21 protein-coding genes are annotated in these 24,413 nt (G+C 40.1%); 16 read left to right on the top strand and 5 right to left on the bottom strand.

Annotated features, from left to right (window positions below; translation table 11 throughout):
* The 9 genes from C4F40_RS05185 to C4F40_RS05145 all read left to right on the top strand — a co-directional run.
* Window positions 1–918, top strand: a 918-nt coding sequence (locus C4F40_RS05185) for a hypothetical protein (RefSeq protein ID WP_196938292.1), incomplete at its 5' end; no start/stop codon positions are given.
* A 4-nt stretch (window positions 919–922) separates the two neighbouring features.
* Window positions 923–1,429 carry a hypothetical protein gene (locus C4F40_RS05180; protein ID WP_196938291.1) on the top strand — a complete coding sequence of 169 codons (507 nt, stop codon included), beginning with the start codon at window positions 923–925 and terminating at the stop codon, window positions 1,427–1,429.
* Window positions 1,430–1,463: 34 nt separating this feature from the next.
* Window positions 1,464–3,719 (top strand): hypothetical protein, encoded by a 2,256-nt coding sequence (locus tag C4F40_RS05175; protein ID WP_196938290.1) that lies wholly within the window; start codon window positions 1,464–1,466, stop codon window positions 3,717–3,719.
* 29 nt (window positions 3,720–3,748) lie between these two features.
* Window positions 3,749–5,314: a T9SS type B sorting domain-containing protein gene (locus C4F40_RS05170; RefSeq protein ID WP_196938289.1), complete on the top strand. Its 1,566-nt coding sequence runs from the start codon at window positions 3,749–3,751 to the stop codon at window positions 5,312–5,314.
* Window positions 5,315–5,341: 27 nt separating this feature from the next.
* Entirely contained in the window at window positions 5,342–6,352 is a 1,011-nt protein-coding gene (locus C4F40_RS05165; protein WP_196938288.1) for a PorP/SprF family type IX secretion system membrane protein, read from the top strand.
* Window positions 6,353–6,379: 27 nt separating this feature from the next.
* The gene (locus C4F40_RS05160; RefSeq protein WP_196938287.1) at window positions 6,380–8,317 is read left to right on the top strand and encodes an OmpA family protein; all 1,938 of its coding nucleotides are present in this window, start codon (window positions 6,380–6,382) and stop codon (window positions 8,315–8,317) included.
* A gap of 239 nt (window positions 8,318–8,556) precedes the next feature.
* Window positions 8,557–10,107, top strand: a complete 1,551-nt coding sequence (guaA, locus tag C4F40_RS05155; RefSeq protein WP_196938286.1) for a glutamine-hydrolyzing GMP synthase — start codon at window positions 8,557–8,559, stop codon at window positions 10,105–10,107.
* Window positions 10,064–11,377: an ABC transporter substrate-binding protein gene (locus tag C4F40_RS05150; RefSeq protein WP_196938285.1), complete on the top strand. Its 1,314-nt coding sequence runs from the start codon at window positions 10,064–10,066 to the stop codon at window positions 11,375–11,377. The genes guaA and C4F40_RS05150 overlap by 44 nt, the downstream gene beginning before the upstream one ends.
* A 9-nt stretch (window positions 11,378–11,386) precedes the next feature.
* On the top strand, window positions 11,387–12,562 hold the full coding sequence (locus C4F40_RS05145) for an RsmB/NOP family class I SAM-dependent RNA methyltransferase (RefSeq protein WP_196938284.1): 1,176 nt from the start codon (window positions 11,387–11,389) through the stop codon (window positions 12,560–12,562).
* A 5-nt stretch (window positions 12,563–12,567) separates the two neighbouring features.
* Here the strand turns inward: C4F40_RS05145 and C4F40_RS05140 are convergent, their stop codons facing one another.
* Window positions 12,568–13,035 (bottom strand): universal stress protein, encoded by a 468-nt coding sequence (locus C4F40_RS05140; RefSeq protein WP_196938283.1) that lies wholly within the window; start codon window positions 13,033–13,035, stop codon window positions 12,568–12,570.
* A gap of 183 nt (window positions 13,036–13,218) precedes the next feature.
* On the opposite strand from C4F40_RS05140, the gene C4F40_RS05135 reads away from it, so the two are divergent.
* The 3 genes from C4F40_RS05135 to C4F40_RS05125 are packed head-to-tail and all read left to right on the top strand — an operon-like array spanning window position 13,219 to window position 15,453.
* Window positions 13,219–13,992 carry a C40 family peptidase gene (locus C4F40_RS05135; protein ID WP_196938282.1) on the top strand — a complete coding sequence of 258 codons (774 nt, stop codon included), beginning with the start codon at window positions 13,219–13,221 and terminating at the stop codon, window positions 13,990–13,992.
* Window positions 13,993–14,000: 8 nt separating this feature from the next.
* The gene (locus C4F40_RS05130) at window positions 14,001–15,020 is read left to right on the top strand and encodes a tetratricopeptide repeat protein (protein ID WP_196938281.1); all 1,020 of its coding nucleotides are present in this window, start codon (window positions 14,001–14,003) and stop codon (window positions 15,018–15,020) included.
* A 52-nt stretch (window positions 15,021–15,072) separates the two neighbouring features.
* Entirely contained in the window at window positions 15,073–15,453 is a 381-nt protein-coding gene (locus C4F40_RS05125) for a YkvA family protein (RefSeq protein WP_196938280.1), read from the top strand.
* A 40-nt stretch (window positions 15,454–15,493) separates the two neighbouring features.
* Here the strand turns inward: C4F40_RS05125 and C4F40_RS05120 are convergent, their stop codons facing one another.
* Window positions 15,494–16,006: a DUF6702 family protein gene (locus C4F40_RS05120; RefSeq protein ID WP_196938279.1), complete on the bottom strand. Its 513-nt coding sequence runs from the start codon at window positions 16,004–16,006 to the stop codon at window positions 15,494–15,496.
* 126 nt (window positions 16,007–16,132) lie between these two features.
* Here C4F40_RS05120 and C4F40_RS05115 point away from each other — a divergent pair, with 126 nt between their 5' ends.
* Window positions 16,133–16,708, top strand: a complete 576-nt coding sequence (locus C4F40_RS05115; RefSeq protein WP_196938278.1) for a HupE/UreJ family protein — start codon at window positions 16,133–16,135, stop codon at window positions 16,706–16,708.
* On the top strand, window positions 16,705–19,047 hold the full coding sequence (locus C4F40_RS05110) for a M1 family metallopeptidase (RefSeq protein ID WP_231389924.1): 2,343 nt from the start codon (window positions 16,705–16,707) through the stop codon (window positions 19,045–19,047). Before C4F40_RS05115 ends, C4F40_RS05110 begins: the two co-directional genes overlap by 4 nt.
* Before the next feature lie 12 nt (window positions 19,048–19,059).
* On the opposite strand, the gene C4F40_RS05105 is transcribed toward C4F40_RS05110, so the two are convergent.
* Both C4F40_RS05105 and C4F40_RS05100 read right to left on the bottom strand, forming a co-directional pair.
* On the bottom strand, window positions 19,060–19,893 hold the full coding sequence (locus tag C4F40_RS05105) for an MBL fold metallo-hydrolase (RefSeq protein ID WP_196938277.1): 834 nt from the start codon (window positions 19,891–19,893) through the stop codon (window positions 19,060–19,062).
* Window positions 19,880–20,764 carry a LysR family transcriptional regulator gene (locus C4F40_RS05100; RefSeq protein ID WP_196938276.1) on the bottom strand — a complete coding sequence of 295 codons (885 nt, stop codon included), beginning with the start codon at window positions 20,762–20,764 and terminating at the stop codon, window positions 19,880–19,882. Before C4F40_RS05100 ends, C4F40_RS05105 begins: the two co-directional genes overlap by 14 nt.
* 82 nt (window positions 20,765–20,846) lie before the next feature.
* Here C4F40_RS05100 and C4F40_RS05095 point away from each other — a divergent pair, with 82 nt between their 5' ends.
* Complete coding sequence (locus C4F40_RS05095; RefSeq protein WP_196938275.1) at window positions 20,847–21,563, top strand: class I SAM-dependent methyltransferase; 717 nt, start codon at window positions 20,847–20,849, stop codon at window positions 21,561–21,563.
* A gap of 118 nt (window positions 21,564–21,681) precedes the next feature.
* Here the strand turns inward: C4F40_RS05095 and C4F40_RS05090 are convergent, their stop codons facing one another.
* The gene (locus C4F40_RS05090; RefSeq protein ID WP_196938274.1) at window positions 21,682–22,743 is read right to left on the bottom strand and encodes a porin; all 1,062 of its coding nucleotides are present in this window, start codon (window positions 22,741–22,743) and stop codon (window positions 21,682–21,684) included.
* Between the two features lie 311 nt (window positions 22,744–23,054).
* Between C4F40_RS05090 and C4F40_RS05085 the strand changes: the two genes are divergently transcribed.
* The gene (locus tag C4F40_RS05085; RefSeq protein ID WP_196938273.1) at window positions 23,055–24,359 is read left to right on the top strand and encodes an ammonium transporter; all 1,305 of its coding nucleotides are present in this window, start codon (window positions 23,055–23,057) and stop codon (window positions 24,357–24,359) included.
* Window positions 24,360–24,413: the final 54 nt, after the last annotated feature.

The following is a 24,413-nucleotide window of genomic DNA, read 5'->3' as shown; positions in this document are numbered from 1 at the left end:
AATAGTTCGGGCAGTGATTTCATCACCGTTACGGGTACGGGTACCGCGGCAGATCCGTACAAGGTCAGCATCAAGGAAGGCGCTGCCAACTCGATGCTGGTCACCAATGCGGCCGGACAGTTGGAATGGGCGACCATCGAGAGTATCTTAGCTGCTAAAGATCTGACGGCAGCTGATGGAGCCGCTGCAACAATTGAAGTTGCAAGTGGAGGTGTTGGTGCTACATTAGTAGAGACGAGTTTACGTGTAAAAGCAGAGTCTATTACAACATCACAAATTAAAGACGGTACTATTGCCCCGGTTGATATTGCTGATGCAGGTGCGAACCAAGTTTTAGTAACCGGAGCTGACAATAAACCAACCTGGATAAATCAATCAGCATTAGGTAATACGGTTACGGCAAATAACGGTTTGACAAAAGTAGTGAACAACGTGAAATTGGGAGGTAAGCTTGAAGAAGCTACTAAGCTTGAAACAGATGTTACAAATACATTAGCAATTACAGGACTTCAAAAAGGTGATTTAAAGACAGATAAGTATGTAGTAATGGATGCTGCTGGTGTGTTAAAACAGTTAAAAGCAGCGATGCCTAAATACTTCTATGCGCCTTCTGTCCCTATTCCAACGCATGATGCTAACGCAAATGTATTGACTGGTGTACAGACAATCGAATTACATACCATTTACAAACAACAGTTTGGTTACACTGCGGGAACTAGCCAAGTCCGGAGTAACAACAGCGCGACATTGCCAACATTAGATGCAGGCGAGCTGGATTACTTTGTGACCTATTTTGATGAAGCTGTATTTACAGCAGTAAGTATCGATGCTACCGGCCAACTAAAATACGCTGTAAAACCAGGTGCCATTGTGACAAATAAAACATTTATGAACATTGTATTTGCTGTTAAAGATTAAGACTATGAAGAGTTTAACATGTATAATAATTGGGATGTGTATGTTCTCAGTGACGTTGGTCCAGGCACAAGCGGTAAAAGTATCATCCGTTGAACAGGTGATGAAAAATAGGAATCCAGAAGGTCAAGATGACTTAAACAACCTCCTAAATGGAGCGATATCAAAGCTGATACTTTCAAACGATAATGCTCCTATGTATGTCTGGAAAGAAGAAGGCGCAACCAAAGTTGTAAAGATAGACGAAGGCTCCAAACTTGAACTTTTGAATGATAACGATTTAACACTTCCGCTTGCAACGGCGGAAGTGTTTATCTTCACTTGGGATAAGGAGAATGCGATGTCGCCGACTAATGAGCAATTGACTCGATTTAAAAAATTGAAATATATACTTATCAACAGTTACGACGAGCTTAACGAGACGATCTTAAGAGATATTTTGAAAGATGTACTGTCTTATTTAGCAGAAGCCAAAGTTCAGGTATTATTTAAAAAATTGGAGCAACCAAGTTAAGTTATAGAACATGAACAATGAAAATCATTATAAAATGAAAAACTTTCTAAAAAGCATTTTGATTTTTACATCTTGTTTATTGATAGGTGTTGAGACTTTTGCTCAGTCGGTAGTAATACCGTTTACGGCGAGAACTTCGACTAAAGCTCCGGCTCCCTATCAAGGGAAGATCATCTATAACGTACAAGGGGATTTTACCATGTTGGGTAATACAAATCTTACACTTGTAGAATATAGTCATACAGGCTCCAATAATGCTGAGATGAAGTATGTAGACGTGGATAATGATGCTACTACTCTAAATTCCTCTTCTGCAACACTAAAATTAGGCGAAGCAGATCCCAAATGTTCCGAGATATTGTTTGCAGGATTATATTGGACAGGTAGAGCACATGATCTGGATGCTTCTGGTGTTTCGAGCAGTCCAAATACATTTTCTGTGACCAAAGGAGGAGTGACCAAACAATTTAACAAGCAAAAGGTCAGGTTGAAAAAAACTGGGGGGAGCTATCAGGAAATCACAGCCGGAACCAACGACATCTATTATCCAACGACTACACGAGGAGCGATGTATTCGGCCTATGCCGATGTCACAGATTATGTAAGGACGAATGGAGTTGGAGAATATACTGTAGCTGATATTGCCGTTAGAGAAGGATCGGGTGGTGCTACTGGATTTTATGGAGGGTGGAGTATGGTGGTCGTTTACAAGAATCCGACAATGAAATGGCGCGATATCTCCGTGTTTGATGGCCATGGCTATATGACTGCAAACGGAGGAAATGTTGAATTACCTATTTCTGGATTTAGAACGGCACAGAGCGGTGATATTAATTTAAAGCTAGGGGTGACGGCAGGTGAGGGTGACGTGGGTGTTCCGGGAGATTATTTTGAGATAAGAAATGCAGCAAACGATGCTTGGGTTCGTCTAAATCATACGAATAATGCTCCTTCGGGTAATACTCCAAACTTCTTTAATTCCTCTATCTTTACCGGGGGCAATGCTAGAAATCCAAATCTACAGAATAATACCGGATTGGATGTAGCGATGTTCAACCTCAACAATGCAAATAATACGCTAATTGGTCATGATGCAACTTCTACGAGATTTAGATATGGGACGAGTGGTGATACCTACATCATCTTTAATATTGTCTTAGCGGTAGATGCTTATGTACCACAAGTTGTTGTCGAGAATAAGCCTACAGATACCAATATTGCTAATGGAGGTACGGTAAATGCGGGAAGTGTTATCGAATTCACCACTACGATTAAAAATAGAGGTACCGAAGCGGTCAACAATGGGGTGATTACCATTGATCTTCCTTCAAATGTTTATTATGAAGGTCCTACTACTCCTGGAGGTTTGCCTACAGGAACAACCATCACATGGACAGCACCTGCAGGTGCACCCGTTGGGGCAACTCAACAGACAACCCCGGGTGGGACGTTGAAGTGGAGCGTAGGTACAGTACCATTATCCGCAAATCCGGAAACCATATTGAAGACCTTGAAGTACAAAGTACGTGTGACAAATGATTGTATACTGCTGAATACTGGAGGAGCATGTGCGCTTGAATTGGACGTTGACGGTCAATTTACAGGAACTGGAGCCATTTCAAATTCGGATGCTAAAGCTGGCTTAGTAAGCGGTTACAATGCTGATTGTGGAAATACACCCATTTACGGCGCCTTCAAGAGCACGATCGATATTACTGGTGTCAGCTGTCCAGAGGAGAATATTACACAAGATGGGTTTAAAAGATTCATAGCCTTATGTGAGGGAAACGTTATCCCCAGAGCGGAGGTTACTGCTAAGTATCCTCCAGGAACAGTGTTTTATACCGGCATTCCAGGAGCAACGGGAAGTTCGGTTGTGACTGGTGATTTTTCGCTGAATACAGCAGGAAACAGTGCGACCAAGTTTTACGCAAAAGTACCAGGAATGGCTGATGGTTGTTATCTGAAATTGGAGACATACTTAGATAAGGTCACTACTCAGCCTATGGTGACGAATCAAAGAGGATGTTCGGATTCGCCAGTCACCATAAGTGGAATCTCCGTCTCTTCGACAGGTGCAGCGGCTGGAAATGCGTTGTATTATTTTACGAATTCGACGGGAGGAACTGGAACAACGACAGCGCCAATACCTACAGGTGAAGGTACATTTACTTATTACGTTGCAGAAGGTAATGACAAAGGATGTTTCGGTCCGAGGGTACCCTTCTCTGTGACAATAGTTAGATGCAATGCAATCACCAATCCAGCGTTGCCAAGCAAAGCTCGATAATACAATACCACATTATTCAAACTGAAAAAATGAATATAAATATACAGACTAAGACCTTGCTCTTGCTACTTTTTTTAGCAGTAACGATGCGCCTGTCCGCTCAAAATGGCATAGGTTCGTTCGAGACGGACAACGGCTTTGTGCAGGTAGATGCGGGCACCTACAAGTTCATCTATTCGGAGAATCTTTACTTAGGTCCCGATGCCGATTGGCAGATCGACGGAAACCTTGAGATCTATGCCAAGAATATCTGGATAGCACCGACGGCAAAGATCCGCGGTACGGGGACGATGACCTTGCACAGCCCGTCGACTAATCCATTTTACGAGAATTGGACTACCTCCTCTACACATATCGATGGCAACGACGGTGTCTTCATCGATGTGCGTATCGTACTGAATAACCCGGAAGGACTTCGGCTAACGGATATTGTAGACCCCGGATTTGATGGGCTAAGTCTACCAATTGGAGAGAAGGCAGCTGCGCTGAAGCTGGGCAAAGTCCTCGACTTACGCGTCGACGGGGCGAATATCTTTCTTAACAGCCACGATCTGGAACTGGCAGGCAGCGGCGAACTGCTGAACTATGGGCGCAGCCGTATGGTAGTAACAGAAAATAAGACTAGCGGGCACATGATTAAAAATTACACCGGAATAGCTCAGTTTGTTTTCCCTGTTGGTATTGAAAAAGAAGATTACACACCTGCGGTACTTGTCCCTGGTGTAGCTATATCCAAGCTGTATGTTACCGTGACAGATTATACCGCCTCAGGTCTAGTATTTGAAGACGAGACGATAGGTATGGACCGGATATGGAATATCTACGGGGATCGTGACATGCAGGTAGATTATACACTTACGCATAATATTGTAACAAATGGTATAGTCTACGTCGATGCCGAAGCACAGATTGTACAGAATGCCGATGGAGGAAATTGGATAGGTGATGTGACGGTATTTGATGGCGAAGGTGTACACACGCGTGGAGATATTGAGACCCGAACCGGCAATACGCTAGCCGGAACCTGGTTTACCAAATTTGCGGACCAGAAAATAGGACCTATAGCACGCGATGACAGCGATACTATGGAATATGGTGACAATATAACTATCAACATACTCGAGAACGATGAAGCAGGTAACAGTCCCATCATTACTGGATCAGTCACCGTTGTGAGAGAGCCGGTAAATGGCAGGGTGGAAGTACATACAGATGGAAGTATAACCTATATCCCTCATCCGGATTTTGTCGGTACAGATACCTTTGAGTACGAGATTATAGATGAAAATGGGCTTAAGAGCAAAGCGGTAGTGACGATAGATGTTTTACCTCGTGAATTATTCATTCCGAACGTCATCACACCTAACGGTGATGGTAAGAACGATCAATTTGTTATTGTCGGTAGAGAAGGTTACGATAGGATAGAATTAATAATTGTAAACCGATGGGGAAATGAAGTATATCGAAATGATAATTACAAGGATGAATGGGAAGGCCGTGGACTGAATGAAGGAACTTATTTTCCGATTATCCGTGCGCTCAAAGGAAATCAGGAACGTGTATTTAAAGGACATGTATTGATTAAGAGAAATTAATAGATTCAGCTTCTTAGAAAGATAAAGATGAAAAAAGGTATAAGATATTTAGGGGTAAGTTTGACGTTGTTGTTGGGGGGAGACGCTTTTGCCCAGCAGAGTATCCAATTCACCCAGTACATATTTAATTCGATCAGTGTTAATCCTGCGTATACCGGTTACAAGGAAGAGTGGTTTGCTCAGATGGGCCTACGAAGTCAGTGGACAGGCTGGAGTGGCGCTCCGAAGACAGGTTCGATATCTATCGATGGTGTATTGGATCCCATCTCGAAGCGACATGGGATAGGTTTACAAATTACAGCAGATCAACTTGGGGCCCAATCAGCAACTTCGGTGTATGCTAACTATGCCATTCGTTTACAATTGGATGCCGACGATACACAACGTCTAAGTTTGGGTGTAGCAGCAGGTCTGACCCAATATGGGTTGGATGGAAATAAGCTAGAAATGGTAGATCCCGGAGACCAGACACTTCCCGCGGGGAAGATTTCTACTTGGAACCCGGACATACGCTTAGGAGTTTACTATTATAACCCCAGATGGTACGCAGGGGTGGCGGTACAGGATCTATTTTCGGGATCCAATAACAATGATGATTTCCGCTTTAATGAAAACTTGCTTGAGAGCCTTTATCGTAATACCAACGTATATATTATTGCTGGGGCATTATTCGAACTGGAGGAAGGGCTTCACCTACGCCCAAGTGTTCTGATCAAGGATGATTTCAAGGGGCCTACATCTCTCGATGCAAATGCAATGTTTATTTTCAATAGTAAATTTTGGATAGGTGCTGGATACCGTACACGCACACGTCTATTTAACAGGGAATATTATGATAATTCACCGAACAAACTGTCATCATTGAATTCGATCAACGCAATCGCACAATTCTACGCTACGGACAGACTACGGATCGGCTATTCATATGACGTGATGATAAACCGCATGAGCGGACTTCAGGCTGGAACGCATGAAATCACCTTAGGACTTACCTTTGGACAGTTTCAACGTCAAATACTTAGTCCGCGTTTTTTTTAACAATAAACAATATCATATAAGATGAATATGAGATTAATAGATGTATTAGTAGGCGTATTACTGGGTGGTTTTTTAAGCATACAAGGCCATGCCCAGGAACAGCCCAACCTGAGAATGCGCGCTGATCAGCTTTTTGAGAGAATGGAATACGCCAGAGCTGTAGATCTGTACGTCAGACTGGCGGATAGTAAAAAACCGCGGGTGGGAGATGTTGAGCGCGCAGCTTCTAGTTACTTTTTTCTCAATCAGTATGAACTTGCGGAGAACTGGTACGCACGAGCTGTTGGCATGGAAGGACATGCCGCGGAAAGCCAAAGGAACTATGCCGAGGCCTTAAAACACAACGGTAAGTACACAGATGCAAAAAAGCAATTGGAAGCCTATGTGGAAAAATTTGGGGTTGACGAAATAATCCGTTTGTCGATCGAAGGCTGTGATTCATCTATAGTATGGATGGCAAATCCGTTATCCTATCTGTTAAAAAACGAACGGAATATAAATACAGATCTTTCGGAATTTGGGGTATTCCCGACGAGTAACGGCGTACTGTATGCCGGCGAACCTAAGGTATCGGCAGGCAAGCGTAGTGGCATGACGGGAGAAGCCTATCTAAAAGTGTTTTCAGCAAGTCGCAAAACGGAGGAGTTGACGCTATCGAGTATGATGCCCGATAATTTTAATAGTACGACATACCACGTTGGCCCTGTAGCGAGCAACAAAGCAGAAAATGTACTTTATGTGACCCGTACACACCCTAATACAGAAGTAGAAAAATATAAAAAGAATGGTACAAAGTTTAAGAGGCACAATCTGGAACTAAAAATATACCGAAAGAATGGTGATAGCTGGATTGAAGAAGATTTTGCATACAACCAAGTCAATACCTATTCGGTAGGGCATGCAGCTTTGAGTGATGATGAGCAAACCTTGTACTTTGCTTCGGATATGGTGGGAGGCCGCGGAGGTGTCGACATTTGGTTTTGCGAACTTCGACCCGATGGATGCTGGGGTATCCCGATTAATGCTGGCGAGGAAATCAACTCAGCGGGAGATGAGATGTTTCCGACGATCTTCGGCAACAGGTTGTATTATTCTAGCGACGGTTTCGCAGGGATGGGCGGACTTGATATTTACGTGGCAGAAGGCAGTAAATCTAGTTTTAGCAAACGAAAGAACTTACGATATCCAGTCAACTCCGCAGCAGACGATTTTTCGTTTGTCATATTGGGGGGACATCAAGATGGATACCAAGGCTTTATTTCCTCTAATAGAATTGGTGGGATTGGAAGTGATGACATTTATTCGTTCAGCTTTAAGAAACCAAAAGTGACGATTATCTTGGAAGGGATAACCATCAACAAGAAAACCAATGAGTTGATTTCTGAAGCTAGTCTTACCTTGTTTGACGGCGACCGCCGGATCGTAGCCAAAAGATTGGGCGAAAGCAACGCGGCATTCCGTTTTGAACTAGATAAAAATACGGAATATAAAGTCTTGGCAGAGAAATCTGGATTCCATGCTGACTCCGTTAATATAATAGGAGTTCGTCCAACGAAAGATACCACTATACGTGTGACACTCCGCTTAGAACCCATTTTCAAAGTGGGTGATAAGTTTGTGCTGGAGGACATTTACTACGACTTCGATAAACATAATATTCGAAAAGATGCAGCTGTCATATTAGATCAATTGGTGCGCACGATGCGAGATAATCCAACAGTGAAGATCGAACTATCAAGTCACACGGATAGTCGAGGTACCCACAGTTATAACGATAAGTTGTCACAGCGAAGAGCTAGTTCGGCGGTAGACTACCTAGTGAGTAGAGGTATTGACAGATCCCGTTTGGTAGCGAAAGGTTATGGAGAACGACGCTTAATAAATAGGTGTAGTGATGGGGTCAAATGTTCTATAGAAGAGCATCAAGCGAATAGAAGGACTGAAGTGGAAGTCTTGGCATATTAGATAGTTTTAGGAGAAAACTAATATTCAGTTAGTAAGCTATACGATCATCTCCGATTGTTGTTTTTCATAATTTAAAATAGTTTAGGTGCTGCCCTCAATGCAGCACCTCTTTTATGTGAGAAGTTTTTTTATTGTATAGCGTTTATCAATTTTGAAATCTAATATCGAAATTAAGAATTTTTAATTCGGATGTGAAATTAGCGCTATAGAATTACGTCGCTAAATTGTAACTTTGTGGCATGTCTGAAAAAATAATTATTCTTGATTTCGGTTCTCAATACACACAACTAATTGCTCGTCGTGTTCGTGAACTAAATGTCTATTGTGAAATTCATCCATTTAACAATCTTCCTGAATTTGATAGTAATGTGAAGGGTGTTATATTTTCTGGAAGCCCATATTCAGTTAGACAAGAAGATGCACCTCAGATTGATTTTGAAAGTATCCAAAATCGTTTTCCGTTATTAGGTGTTTGTTATGGTGCGCAATATTTAGCTCAGAAATCTGGTGGCGAGGTATTACCTTCAGAAATCCGTGAGTATGGTCGTGCGAATTTGCAGTTTGTTAATCAAGAAAATAATTTACTAAGGGGCGTTCCGATACAATCTCAGGTATGGATGTCCCACGGTGATACGATTAAGGAAGTTCCTTCGAACTTCAATATCATCGCCAGTACAGACAAGGTACGTGTGGCGGCGTATCACATTGAGGGCACAAACACATACGGTATTCAATTTCATCCTGAAGTAACACATAGTACAGATGGGCAGATGTTGATCAAGAATTTTGTCGTGGATATCTGTGGATGTACTCAGGATTGGACTTCAGAGTCTTTTGTGGAAACTACCGTTGCGGAATTAAAACAGCAATTGGGCACGGATCATGTGATTATGGCGTTATCCGGAGGAGTAGATTCTACTGTTGCCGCTGTATTATTACACCATGCGATTGGCGAGAGATTGCATTGTTTTTTTGTAGATCATGGTTTACTTCGAAAAGGGGAGTACCAGCAGGTATTGGACTCGTACAAGAACATGGGACTGAATATCAAAGGTGTAAATGCCAAGGAGTTGTTCTTCTCCCGTTTAGCAGGGATATCTGAACCTGAACAAAAGAGAAAAATTATAGGATCTTCTTTTATAGACGTTTTTGACGAGGCATCAAAGGAAATACAAAAGGATCTTCCTGAGGGAGCAGAGGCAAAATGGTTGGGACAAGGTACGATCTATCCGGATATTATTGAGTCTATTTCGGTCAAAGGCCCTTCGGCAACGATCAAATCGCATCACAATGTAGGAGGATTGCCTGATTATATGAAATTGAAGGTTGTAGAACCGTTGAAAACTTTATTTAAAGATGAAGTTCGCCGTGTTGGAAAGACATTAGAAGTAGATTCTACTATTTTAGGACGGCATCCTTTTCCAGGTCCGGGTTTAGCAATTCGAGTATTAGGTGATATCACAGAAGAAAAGGTACGGATTTTGCAGGAAGCTGATGATATTTATATCCGTAACTTAAAGGAGTCGGGTTGGTATGATAAGGTTTGGCAAGCAGGAACAATCTTCTTACCTGTGCAATCAGTAGGTGTGATGGGAGATGAACGTACATACGAACACGTTGTCGCATTACGCGCGGTGGGCTCATTAGATGGAATGACCGCGGATTGGATTCACTTGCCTTATGATCTACTGGCTAAGATTTCGAATGAAATAATTAATCATGTTAAAGGAATCAACAGAGTTGTATATGACATCAGTTCAAAACCACCAGCAACTATTGAGTGGGAATAAAAAATTGAAAAATTTTAGTTTTTTATTAATTATCGCGTGTATAATATTTGCTTCCTCATGCGCTCCTAAACGTGGCGTATTGCGGTCGCCTGACTATAAAGGAAACGTAGGTAGTAAAGATCCGAATGCTACGGACGCCACAGGAAACAAGGATCCGGATAAAGAAAGTGCTGCAGAATCTGGTAAAGCAAGTGCTAATAAAAAGTACATCGATAGGAAAATTTCACTCGTATTACCTTTTCAATTGCACGAAATTTCCATTGGATCGTTAATGGACGCCGACGTAAAACGATCTTCTCTAGCGTTGGATTTTTACCAAGGTTTTCAACTTGGGTTAGACGAGCTAGCGGGCAAAGGATCGAATTTTTATCTCAATGTATTGGATTCTAAAGATGATGATTTTCAGAATGCAACATTAGCGCAGTCTGAAGACATAAAAGAGGCGTCGTTAATTGTTGGACCTGTATACCCTAAAGAAATCAAAACTTTTGGCACTAATCTGGTTAATAAAGAAGTATTGCAGATCAATCCCTTGGCAGCTAGTATGCCTGCCGAGTTTAATCTTCCAAACTTGGTGTCGTTGACACCTCCAATACGCTCACATATAAATGCAATTGCATCGGAGGTTGCCCGACAATATATGCCTGGAGATATAATTATTCTATACAACACGTCGGATGCAGACGGTAAACAGTTCTTAAATGGCATGCTTTCAGCAATAAAGCAGTATAAACCTGCTGTAGAAATTTATGCTGTGTCTTCTACAACGCAGATGAACGAGAAGCTTTCGGCGACAGGTTCTAATTTAATCGTAACAGGTACTACTGACAAATTTCAAATAAAAACATTATTAGGAAATTTAGACCTTAAAGTGAAAGAAGGGTATTATTCTTTCAAACTGTTTGGTCACCCACTTTGGTCGCGGTACGATTTTGAAGTATATCCTAATTTTTCAGATTATGCGCCGACGATCACTTCCGAGAATCATTTGAAGAACTGGTCGGCAAAGGCTAAGACCTTCAAAGAATCCTATTATACCCGATTTGGTGTCAATCCTTCAGATAACTCCTACAAAGGATACGATGCGGCGATTTATTTCGGCGGATTAATTGATAAATATGGAGGAAGAAACCTTCAAGATCATTTGACCACCGAATCGTTTAATGGTTTGTACAGTTCTTATAAGTTTAAGCATAATGATGCTTGGGGATTTTCGAATGACGCAGTTTCCATTCAGGTGTATACTGGTAACGCATTTGGCCTTCGTTAATAGTCGACTATGGAAGTTAATGAGAGGCGCGTAAATCAACAGTTTCGGAATTTTGAAAAAGCGTTGAATGGGTTCGCTAAAATGGAACCGTTTGCGCGATACCTAACACGGTTTTTTAAAGAAAATAGACAAATGGGATCGTCTGATAGGAAGATGACCTCCCGTTTCTGTTATAATTATTTCCGCATCGGCAAAGCTAAGGCCGAGCTACCGATTATTGAACGTTTAGCATTGGCGGAATACCTCTGTGAAACACATTCGGAACTGGTTGCCCTTGTGAATCCAGACCTAATTCGTACGATGGAACTTTCGATTGCGGATAAAATTGATGTTCTGTCCAATAAATTCAATTTTCAGCTTGCTGATGTCTTTCCCTTCTCGGATTATATGACCGAGAAAATTGAAAAAAATGCTTTTCTGTCCAGCTTCTTTACGCAACCCAAACTGTTTATCCGTGTAAAACGGGGTTTTGAAAAGGAAGTGAAATCGGAATTGGAGAAAACAGGTTTTATATTCGAGGAAATTGATTCACACACCTTTGCGCTAGCGAATGGTACTAAACTACAGCAACTTATTAGAATAGAAGGTAAATACGAGGTTCAGGATTTATCTTCTCAAAAAACGGTTCAGTTTATAACGGCTTTGCCTAACCAAAGTTGGTGGGACGCCTGTGCCGCTTCGGGAGGAAAGGCGTTACTATTTTTAGATAAATATCCCAAAACACATTTACTAGTCTCGGATGTTCGATTGTCAATCCTAAGGAATCTGGATGAGCGCTTTCAAAAAGCTAATATTAGACAGGACTATCGTAAAAAGATAATTGATCTTACAAAAGATACGACAGCCCTATTAGGGAATGAGCTGTTTGATGGTATTATATTAGATGCTCCATGTACGGGTTCTGGAACTTGGGGGCGAACTCCTGAGATGATTCAACAGTTTTCAATAGGTCAGTTAACGGAATTTTCGGAATTACAACGAAAAATTGCAAAGCAAGTCGTTAGACATCTGAAACCCAAAGGTGCGATAACGTATATAACTTGTTCTGTTTTTAAAGCCGAAAACGAAGATATAATCGATTACATGGTGAACCAATTGGGCCTGAAATTAGATCGCTCGGAAGTTATTAAAGGATACAATGATAAGGCTGACAGCATGTTTGCTGCCCGCCTTATCAAAGCATAAATACACTATTCACATTTACCCGGAATCACCAGTACAGGGCATTCTGCTTTTCGGACAACAGATTCAGATACACTTCCGGATATAAAATGATCAAAGCCTGTTCGGCCATTGGAACCCAAAATGATGAGATTTGCTTCCCATTCGTGAGCTGTAAGGAGTATTTCTTCCTTCACTGATCCGATTCGGGTGAACACGAAAACTTCCGAGGCGGATGAAAAGTCAAGGGCTAGGTTATCGAGGTATTCCTGAGCAGATTTTTGATGCAATTCCGATACTTCTGGGACAACTATAGGCTGTTGTCCCAGTAAGGGGTCTGCTCCATAACTTGCTGGAGAAGTCGGCGGAACAACAGTAATCAATGCAATTGAAGAATTAAATTCTTTTACGATATCCTTGGCATATTCGATCGCCTTTCGTGAGCATGGGGAGTCATCCACTGCTAATAATATTCTTTGGAATCTCAGCTTAGCCATAATTTTTGTGGTTTTTTAGAACTATATTTGTATATAGATATTCATGTTGACCAAAACACAAACATCTGTCATCTGTGAATATTCACCGCCTGCGATAGGCAGGCATTTGACCATTAAAAGTCAAATAAATATACATATGAAACATGATTTATAATAGTTTTGTTTTATAAATATAATTTTATTATGCCTGTAGCTAGCTGTAATTTAAGTATTGTCCCCCTTCGAGAAAAGCCGTCTCATCGTAGTGAAATGGTCACGCAGATTCTTTTTGGAGAGGAGTTTGAAATTTTGGAGGAGGGAAAAGATTTTGACCGTATTCGGTTATTTACCGTTAATTATGAAGGTTGGATTCAAAATAATCAATATGTATATGTCGACAGATGCACGGATGATAAAACCTATATCGTGGATTTGGAAGGTGCCGTTGCTAAAAGTGATCGTACGACCATCGAGCTAATACACGGAACAGCGGTATCTGACAAAGAAATAGGAGTGGGAGACGAGTTGTATCGTATAGAAGGTAGAATCCGTAACCCAACGTTGATTGATTTTGAAAAGGAATTCCAAAAACTAATTACCCATTACCTAGATAGTCCCTACATGTGGGGAGGAAGATCAAGTGGTGGCATAGATTGTTCTGGTTTCAGTCAGGTTGTTTATAAACATTTTGGTGTGTTTCTGAAACGGGATGCTTGGCAACAGGGAGAGAATGGCACAGTAGTTGATTTTTTGCCGGAGATAAAAGCCGGGGATTTGGCATTCTTTGATAATGAGGAAGGAAGGATTACCCATGTTGGGGTAATGATAGATAATGAAACCATCATTCATGCAGCAGGAAAGGTGCGGATTGATAAAATGGATAGTCTAGGTATATTTAATGCTGATGTGAACCGATATTCCCATAAACTTCGCATTATCAAACGGTATTTTGGTGACCAGTTATCAGTCACCATTTAATGATTGTCATGAATTTAGATCAGAATTTATTTTATTTATTACCCAGTAGCGGATATTTTCCGGATTCTTCCTTACCTGTAGAAACGCAAATATCGGTCGTTAAACCCAATAGTGATGCGGAAGCGTTAGCGATTAAAGGCTTGATTGCTTGGCAAAACCGAGAATATGATGTTGCTGTGGATGCGTATACACATGCTATTTCTTTATATGGGGATCTTCCATTTTTCTATGCGTGCCGCTCATTGATCAATGCTGCTCTTGGAGATGATGAGGGCGCATTTTATGACTATCAGGTCGCAAAGCGTTTAGACTTTAATTATCATAATTACTTGGAATGGAGAGAAAATGAAGGGGAGATGGTGTATGGAGAAGAACTATTGGAGTTAGATGAAAAAATTGAGAGAAAAGCCGGACAGCTTCAGCTGCACATCAACCGGGCTTTGTTATTGGTACAGCATTTTAACTACAAAAATGCTGTTCTTGATTACACGGTGGCTATTTCATTGGAACCGAAGAATGTTGACTTATATATAGCTAGAGGTGCGGTTTATCTTCGTATGTTGCGTTACGATTTGGCGCTACAGGATTTTAATAAAGCCATAGCGCTAGGTGGTACTTCGGCTACTGCTTATCTATATAGAGGTAAATTGTTTGTCTGGATACGTCAATATAACGCCGCTTTAGCTGATTTTGAGTGTGCCCTTGCTATCGACCCTTCTCATGTAGCTGTATATGAAGAACGGGCTCAGTTTTATGAATCTCAAGATAATTTGGAAGCCTCGCTCGCGGATTACTCGAAATTAATAGATCTAGTTCCTGACGATTTCTACATTTATACAATGCGTGCAGATATATTGGAACGCAATCACAATCTAAATGCGGCTTTGGAAGATTACGACAAAGCTATTGCGATTAATCCACACTATTCGGATTTATATCAGTATAGAGGAGTTTTAAAAGAACGGATGGGGGATAATGAAGGAGCGAGATTGGATTTTGAAAAGTTTGAAGAATTGGAAGAAGAGTAGTATGGTACTCTTTTTGCGATAGATAGGACAAATGTATATGAATAGGATGAAGATGAGATACTTAAAGAGAGCGTTGTTGCTATTTGAAATTTTTAAATCACATAAGTTAACAACTAATGATCTGGATAAAGCAGAGAACAAAGCGTTTCATCTCAATGACAGGATGAGCGATTTTAAGGTGCTTATAGCGATGGTGAGGGATGTATGGGGAGGTCGTTACAAGATGAACAAGTGGAACATGTCCATTATTATTGGAACCATTGTATACGTGGTGTCGCCTGTCGATGCCATTCCTGATTTTATTCCTATGGCAGGTTGGCTAGATGATGTAACCATAGTAGGCTATGCACTTAGTAAGCTTTCTGAGGAAATACGAAAATACAAAGAATTTAGTCAAAAGAATGTAGAAACTGCGGTAGTAAAACCTTCGTAACGGGCGTGTATCTAATATCTATTTGCGTAATCGCTTAGTATTAAAATTCCATTTTGAAAAAACTTTTTGGATTGTCAATTTTTGTGCTTTGGCGCTTTCCGTCCATGGTTACATGAAAGATATGGGATTGACTTTTAAAGTTGTTATAAAGCATTCGATTAGATACTTCTAATTTTTTCAGGGGCTTGGATTGCGGAATTTCGAAGTAGCACCACACTACATCGTCTTCAATTTCGTAACCCACGTAAGTTAAAACGTGTATTTGACCATTAGTAGAAACCTTAAAATATTTCTTAGCATAAGCCGCTATTGCAGTATCTATCACATCCCTGCGATGTGGCTTGCGTATATCAAACTGGGTCTTCCCGTCCAGATTTAAAGCGGCTTCCAAATCATCAAAGAATATCCGGGACGAAATCTCTATGTTTTTTTTTGCAGACGAATACACGATATCAGTGATGGAAACATAAAAAGGATGAGCATAAGTAAACAGGCAAATTCCTGTTAAGAATAGGGCTAAATATATCTTTATTGGACTCTTTACTGTCTTCATTGTCTGTTCTTCAAAAATACAATTATTTTATTCGATCACATGTGAATAATGTTATTACAATTTCTTCTGCCAACCTAATATAAAAAATTGTAATATTGTGTTTATGAAGTTTAAAACCTAAAATTAATGCAGGATTTTTGGATATATTTTCAGTTGGGCTGGCAACATATTCTTGACTTAAATGGATACGATCATATCTTGTTTGTACTGGTACTATGTTGTAGCTATGCTTTAAAGGATTGGAAGCGTATTTTGTGGCTGGTGACGGCGTTTACTGTAGGCCACTCTTTAACATTGGCTTTGGCGGTATTCAGCATTGTAAAGGTAAATGTGGGCTGGATCGAATTTCTTATTCCGGTTACGATCCTATTTACAGCATTAATAAATCTTTTTCGATCAAACAAAGGAAGAAATCCTGCTTTTTTGTACACTATGACGCTTATTTTTGGTTTGATCCATGGTCTAGGTTTTTCTAATTATCTGCGATCACTATTAGGCAAGGAAGCTAATATTGTGTGGCCTTTATTATCGTTTAATATTGGATTGGAATTTGGGCAATTGATCATCGTTTTTTTTGTAATATTATTAAGTGCAGTTGTAGTCAGTTTTTTTAAGGTAAAGAAGAGAGATTGGAATTTTTTTCTTTGTTCGGCTGTCGTTGGTATATCATTTATAATGGCATTAGATCGTTTTCCGTTATGAGTTATTCATTTTTTAGGTATATTATTAGCTTTTGTTTGATGGGATCGGCAGGTTTCATCAATGCGCAAACACCTCTAAATTCGGGGTCCAATCATGGAAATAAATTCGAACAATTGGGTACTCTGATTACAGACCCCAATATTTTTCGTACGGCTTCGGGTGCTCCCGGATCTATGTATTGGCAACAGAAAGCCGATTATTTAATTGATGTGGAGATAGATGATGAAAATCAGCTGCTGAAGGGATCGGAAACAGTAACTTATTTTAATAATTCACCGGATCCGTTATCCTACCTGTGGTTGCAATTGGATGATAATGAGCATTCGGACAACGCTGAGAATAAGCGATTTGACGAAAGTTCGCTTCGTGCTAAAATGTCGGTTGAAGAATTGAATAAATTCGTGCCAGCAGAAAAGGGGTACGGCGTAAATATAAAAAAGGTTGTGGATGCTTCAGGCAAAGCACTCCTTTATACGATAAATTATACGATGATGCGCATCGATCTAGCTACGCCACTGAAGCCAGGAGCTAAATTTGTTTTCAAAATCGATTGGGATCTTAAAATAAATAATAGAATAAAAGAAGGTGGAAGAGCAGGGTATGAGTATTTTGCAAAAGATGCCAATTACCTATATACGATAGCCCAGTGGTATCCCCGGATGGCAGTTTATTCAGATTTTCAAGGCTGGCAAAATAAACAGTTTACAGGAAGGGGGGAGTTTGCGTTAGTATTTGGCGATTATAAAGTAAATATAACGGTGCCTGCTGATCATGTTGTCGGCTCTACGGGTGAATGTCAGAATTACGGAGAAGTATTGTCTCCGCAACAACTTGCTCGATGGAAGCAATCACAAGTCGCGGATGAGCCCTTAGAAATCGTAACACTAGAAGAAGCAAAAGTAGCGATGACAAAAAAGTCTGAGACCAAGAAGACTTGGACTTATGAGGCCAAGAATGTACGTGATTTTGCATTTGTTTCTTCCCGAAGACTAGTATGGGATGCAATGAAGGTAAAGGAGGGCGTGGAAAATAATCAGCCAATGGCTATGTCGTATTATGGACCAGAGGCCTATCCACTGTATAGACGTTATTCAACAAAAGTTGTTGCACATACCCTAAAAGTCTACTCTAAATATACGACACCTTATCCTTATCCAGTGGCCATTTCAGTGGAGGCGGCCAATGGGATGGAATACCCTATGATCTGCTTTAACTACGGTCGCGCAGATGAATATGGCACTTATTCGGAGGCGACAAAATATGGTATGATTGGTGTTATTATTCATGAAGTTGGGCATAATTTCTTTCCGATGATTGTGAACTCGGACGAGCGTCAATGGACGTGGATGGATGAGGGATTGAATACCTTTGTACAGTATTTGGCAGAACAGGAATGGGAAAAAGATTACCCTTCGAGACGTGGCCCTGCACACAAGATTGCGGACTATATGAAACTTCCAAAGGACCAATTAGAGCCTATTATGACCAATTCGGAAAATATAGTACAATTTGGTCCCAATGCTTATGCTAAACCAGCTACTGCATTAAATATTCTTAGAGAGACGGTAATGGGCAGGGAATTATTTGATTTTGCGTTCAAGGAATATGCGAAGCGGTGGTCATTCAAGCATCCGACACCAGCTGATTTTTTCCGCACAATGGAAGATGCGTCTGCGGTAGATCTGGACTGGTTTTGGAGAGGCTGGTTTTTTGGAACAGATGCAGTAGACATCTCTTTAGACAATGTGGTATCCTATCGGATGAATTTTCATCCGGAAAGTTTGCAGCAGCAAAATAAGTTAGAATATGAGGAAGAACTGAATAATATCTCTCGCCAACGCAATCTAGCGCAACATATGGAGTACTTAGTTGATAAAGATACATCTTTATTAGATTTTTACAATAAGTGGGATCGATTTGAGGTGACACCGAAACAAAAGCGCGAATTCGACGATTTTTATTCGAAGCTGAGTAGTCAAGAAAAAGAGATCGTAGACGGAAAGATCACCTTCTACGAATTGAGTTTTAGTAATAATGGTGGGCTTGTGATGCCAATCCTGGTGGAATGGAATTATGAGGATGGTACAAAAGAGATCGATAATGTACCGGCTTACATCTGGCGCAAGAATGAGAATCAGGTGCAAAAAGTATTTGCCAAGCGAAAAGTTGTAAAATTCATCCGTATTGATCCCTATCGGGAAACGGCAGATATAGACGAAAACAACAATGCTTGGCCGAGGCAATACCAATCTTCTAAGTTTGAACTGTTTAGACAACAACAAAGCACAAGAGGAGAGTCTGTTGGAGCTAATCCAATGCGCGAGGCACAAACACGGTAATGATAGGTTTTCTTAAATATCGTCTAACTTAAATATATCTTTGACCCGGATACCTTTTTCCGTGTGTTGTAAGTTACAGCACTCATTGACGGCGTCGTGTTCGAAAAACAGGATATATTCCCGATCCACAATCTCCTTCCAATAAGATTGGCGTTCCTGCATCGTGGTGAGCGGACGTGTATCATAGCTCATTACATACGGAAGCGGAATATGTCCGACAGATGGCAACAGATCGGCCATATAAAGGATTGTTTTTCCCTTATATTCAATTTGTGGCAGCATCATGGATTCTGTGTGACCATTCGCATAGCGAATTGTAATATTGTTGTCGTAGCGCTCGTCTTCTTTGAGAAATTTTAGTTGACCGCTTTCCTGTATCGGGAGAATATTTTCTTTCAAAAATGAGGCTTTCTCCCTCGGATTAGGATTTAAGGCCCATTCCCAATGTTTTTCATTACTCCAATAATAGGCGTTTTTGAATGCAGGGACTAACCGATCGCCTTCGCGTTGTATAGCGCCCCCACAATGATCAAAATGAAGATGTGTCAACAGGATATCGGTAATATCATCGCGGTGAAAACCGTATTTTGCTAAGGAGGAGTCTATTGTGGCATCGCCGTGTAAATAATAATGGCGGAAAAACTTATCGTCCTGTTTGTCGCCGATTGCGGTATCCACTAAGGTTAAACGTTTTCCATCTTCAATCAATAATAAGCGATTCGCCCAAGTGCAAAGGTTATTATCATCTGCAGGGTTAGACTTGTGCCAAATCGATTTCGGAACGACACCAAACATTGCACCACCATCTAATTTAAAAAAACCGGTTTCTATGCTATACAACTTCATTTTTTAACATAATTTTAATCCATTTACGAAACTCACTCAGCGCGACATTCTGATTTTTATGATCCCAGGCCATAATAATCTGTGTTGTCGTGCCTAGATAAGCCAAATCTACAAATTTAATTGCTAGATGTCTATATTCGTGCTGTACGCTTTTGGGTACAATAGCGATCCCCGTGCGGTAGTGAACCAAGTCTAAAATCGATTGTGTTGTATTACATTCGTGTGCAATCTCTGGTGTAAAGCCTATGCGACTGCAGGTCTCTAGGAAACTAAGGTGATAATTAGGTGCATAGTTGTTATTGTACGAAATAAACATCTCGTTTGCCAAGTATTTGAGATCTTCGATGTAGGCGTAATCTTTTGGTAAAGCAAGTACGAAGGAGTCGTCAAATAATTTTTCGATTTTCAAATGTTCGCTAAATATCGGTGCTCGGACAATTCCCAGGTCTAATTTTCCGGTTTCCAAGGCTGACCGCTGTGCATGCGATGGCATCTCATAGAGCTGTACCTGTAGGTAGGGAAATTCACTTTTAACTTTTTGAAGTACTTCTGCCAAAGCAGATTTTGGTGTAGAGCTGATGTAGCCTAAACGAAAATTTCCGGTTTCGGCGAGGTGCACCTGCACCACCTGCTGTTTCGCTCTTTCAAGTTGTTGCAAGAGCTGATCGCATTCTCTAAGAAAATAATTTCCTGCATCAGTTAATGCAACTCTTTTATTGTTTCTTGTTAATAGGAGTACACCTAATTCTTCTTCCAGTTCTTTAATTTGTCGGGTCAAAGGGGGTTGCGATATAAATAGCTTTTTTGCAGCTTTTCCAAAATGTAATTCATCAGCAACCGCTTTGAAATATCGGATATGACGTATCTCCATACTTAATAGGTATCAATTATTGACAAATATAGTATTTTTGATGTATCGATCAATTGGGTACTTTTGAATAAACAACGGATATATGAAGCATAAATCTACATTAAAGGAAATAGAAGAGCGATTTGATAAGGATGTCGCACGTTTTTCGAATATGGAAACAGGACAAGCTACCACATTGGATGCTACCTATAATATGGAATTGATTTCAGAAGGAATTTCCAAAGTATATCCCAAATTAGAGCGGGTCTTGGATATTGGCTGTGGAGCAGGAAACTATGATGTAAAACTGCTGCAATACTATTCTTCTTTAGATATCACACTCGTTGACTTAAGTCTGCCGATGCTGGAAAAGGCGAAGGAACGCGTGGATGAAATCAATATAGGGGGGAAGGTTAGTGTTTTAAAAGGTGATTTTAGAACTGTTAAATTACCGGAATGCCATTACGATGTTATTATGGCGACGGCAGTGTTGCATCATTTACGAGATGATGCAGACTGGGAGAATGCGTTTAAGAAATTGTACACATGGCTTAAACCGGGGGGGAGTATATGGATATTTGATCTAGTTCACCAAGCAGATGCTGACTTGCAGGCGCTGATCTACAACGAAAAATATGGACAATATCTTATTGGTCTAAACGATGAAAAGTATAGAGATCATGTGTTTGCTTATATTGAAAAAGAAGATACACCGCGATCATTGATCTATCAATTGGATTTATTAAAGGAAGTAGGATTTTCAAATGTTGATATCCTACATAAGAACCTTTGCTTTGCAAGTTTTGTTGCATTCAAATAAGTTCGTTGTTTGATAAATTTTTACGTTAGTTTTTTATGTTCAGCCCTAGTAAATATAATAAGAGGACTTTGGAATATTCCAAAGTCCTCTACATAATTTATGAATAAAGGGAAATTTATTAAAAACTATAAACTAATGCTAAAGAAAACTGCGCAGCATTCTTTTTAGGTGTTACTAAATCTTGTTTTAGAAACACATCGTTGTTACTATTATCGAATCTTATTTCTGGAATAAAAGCAAACCCATTATGTTTGAAATTCCCAGATAAGGTGAATGAAGTGAAATCATCCCCTTTAACGTCCGCCACGTCTTTTACTTTAAAGTATTCCGCTCTTGCCCCAATTGCGATGTTTTCGGTAAAGTTATATTGTGGATAAAGTGCAACTCCAGAGTAACCACCATCAGCAGCTTGTGTATAATCCGCAGCATTCAAACCTAACGAAACCTTGTCTGAAAATGAATAGCTACCTACTAAATCTATCAAAGTTCCTGAGGTATATGCCGTCTCGCCCCCTTCGGAAATTCCTGTTAAGAAGTTGAGGTATAAACTCGAATTTTCTGTGGGACTGTACGCAAGCTGTGATCCGAAATGAGATACACCATTCAAATCTTGGTACTCATTCCAATCGTTAAATAACCCTACCATCAATTGAATGTTATCTGTAAAACTATAGGAAGTTTTGATACCTGCATTTTGAAAAGGCCCTGCTCCAAATAGGTAGGAGGTAGAATAATGGAAGTTAGCACTAGGAGAGATTACCTCATATCCGACAAAAGTACCCATGAATCCCGCATCTACAGACCATTTATCTGTAAGGCTATAAGAAACAACTAAATTTTGGATATGAAAGCTATTATCTACATTATTGGCATTACCATCACCGTTAAGCAAAGATCTATATTGTCCACGTGGACCAAAAGAGACTTCTCCCAAAAAGGACGCTTTTCCGACTGATTTTCTTAAGCCAAGGTCAATCATCCCCAAGGACACTGAATTATGATCGCCTGTAAACCCAGAACTCGTTATATTCGTGTGTTTATCGAAATCATACTTGAAATAAGTGTCGACAGATCCGAAAATCTCTAGGGCACCTGTGGTATTTCCCTCTTGAGCTTTTGAAATGGTAGCATTTGAAGCTATTATTAAGAATACAACTGTAATTAGGTTAAAATTTTTCATGTTTTGTTATTTTAAAATTTGAAAATGTTATAAAAACATAAAATCTATTGAATTTGCTTTTCTAATTAATTTGTTTTTGGTTTAATTTGTGATTTTTTGTATTGATTTTTGTTTTTGCTGATGTAAAAATAGAATATTTTTTATTTAAAAAAGTATTTTTTAATAAAATTTTAACTTTTTTGAATAAAAAATTTGGAATTATCAAAAAATTCAACATAAATTTGAATGTTTTTCAATTTAAACCTGAAAAATCGTTCTTATTATTTGTGTTTTTTGTTGAATTGCTTATTTACCTATTTAAAAATTAAATTATGAAAAAAACAATCCCTATTTTATTGTTACTATTGTTGACCTTATTAGGTCTTCTGGTTCCGGCTACAGAGGTATCTTTATTGGATACGTTGGAATTAGATACAGGTGACACAGCATGGCTGCTGACTTCCTCTGCATTAGTTCTCATTATGACACCAGGACTTGCATTCTTTTACGGGGGAATGGTTAGCAAGAAAAATGTAATCTCCACGATGCTACAGTCGTTCATCTGTATGTGCTTAATTACTTTGTTGTGGGTCCTATTTGGATTCAGTTTAGCGTTTGGAGATGATATAGGAGGGGTTGTCGGGAATCCGAGCACCTTTTTTATGATGAAAGGAATGCTGGGAAATGCTTCATGGGGAGCGTTACCAACCATTCCTATCGTGCTTTTTGCGATGTTTCAGCTTAAGTTTGCAATTATTACTCCAGCTCTAATTACCGGAGCATTTGCAGAACGGGTGAAATTCAATTCTTTTATGATCTTCATTCTTTTGTTTTCTGTCTTTATCTATTCACCTCTAGCGCATGCTACATGGCATCCAGAGGGAATATTAGCAGCTTTCGGTGTGCTGGATTTTGCCGGAGGAACAGTTGTTCACATGTCTGCAGGTTGGGCCGCATTGGCTGCAGCATTGTATTTAAAAAAGCGAAAGGACTTAATACATAATCCTGCACGCATTAGCTATGTAATCTTGGGAACAGCTCTTCTATGGTTTGGCTGGTTTGGTTTTAATGCTGGTTCTGCGGGCGGAGCGAATACATTAGCTGCATATGCCTTCGCGACTACTACGACTGCTTCAGCTGCGGCTGCCGTATCTTGGATATTTTTTGATATTTTAAAAGGTAAGAAACCTTCAGCGATGGGAACATGTATAGGTGCCGTAGTAGGGCTTGTGGCTATCACACCTGCTGCAGGATTTGTCACGATTCAACATTCTATTTTTATAGGGGTTGTAGCCGCCATCATTAGTAATTTAGTTGTAACTTGGAGAGCTAAAAAAGGAATTGATGATACATTGGATGTATTTCCTTGTCACGGTGTAGGTGGTATGGTAGGGATGGTGCTTACTGGCGTATTCGCTAGTTCGGCTGTAAATCCAGCAGTGACGACTAATGGTTTGTTCTTTGGCGAAACTGGGCTATTTGTTGCACACTTGGTAGCGTTAGTTGTGGTTTCTATTTTTGCGTTTTTCGGTTCACTCCTTTTGCTGAAGATCACCGATCTAATCAGTCCTATTCGCGTTGTTGAAGAAGACGAAGTTTTAGGATTGGATCGTTCTCAACACGATGAAGAACTTTAATAGTTAATTTTTATAAGGTAGTGATAAACATTGATTATCACTGCCTTATTTTGT

Source organism: Sphingobacterium pedocola (assembly GCF_015209965.1).
In the GTDB taxonomy this organism is placed as follows: Bacteria; Bacteroidota; Bacteroidia; order Sphingobacteriales; family Sphingobacteriaceae; genus Sphingobacterium; species Sphingobacterium pedocola.
The sequence above is the reverse complement of the archived record's forward strand: the minus strand, read 5'-3'. Positions and strand labels throughout refer to the sequence as shown.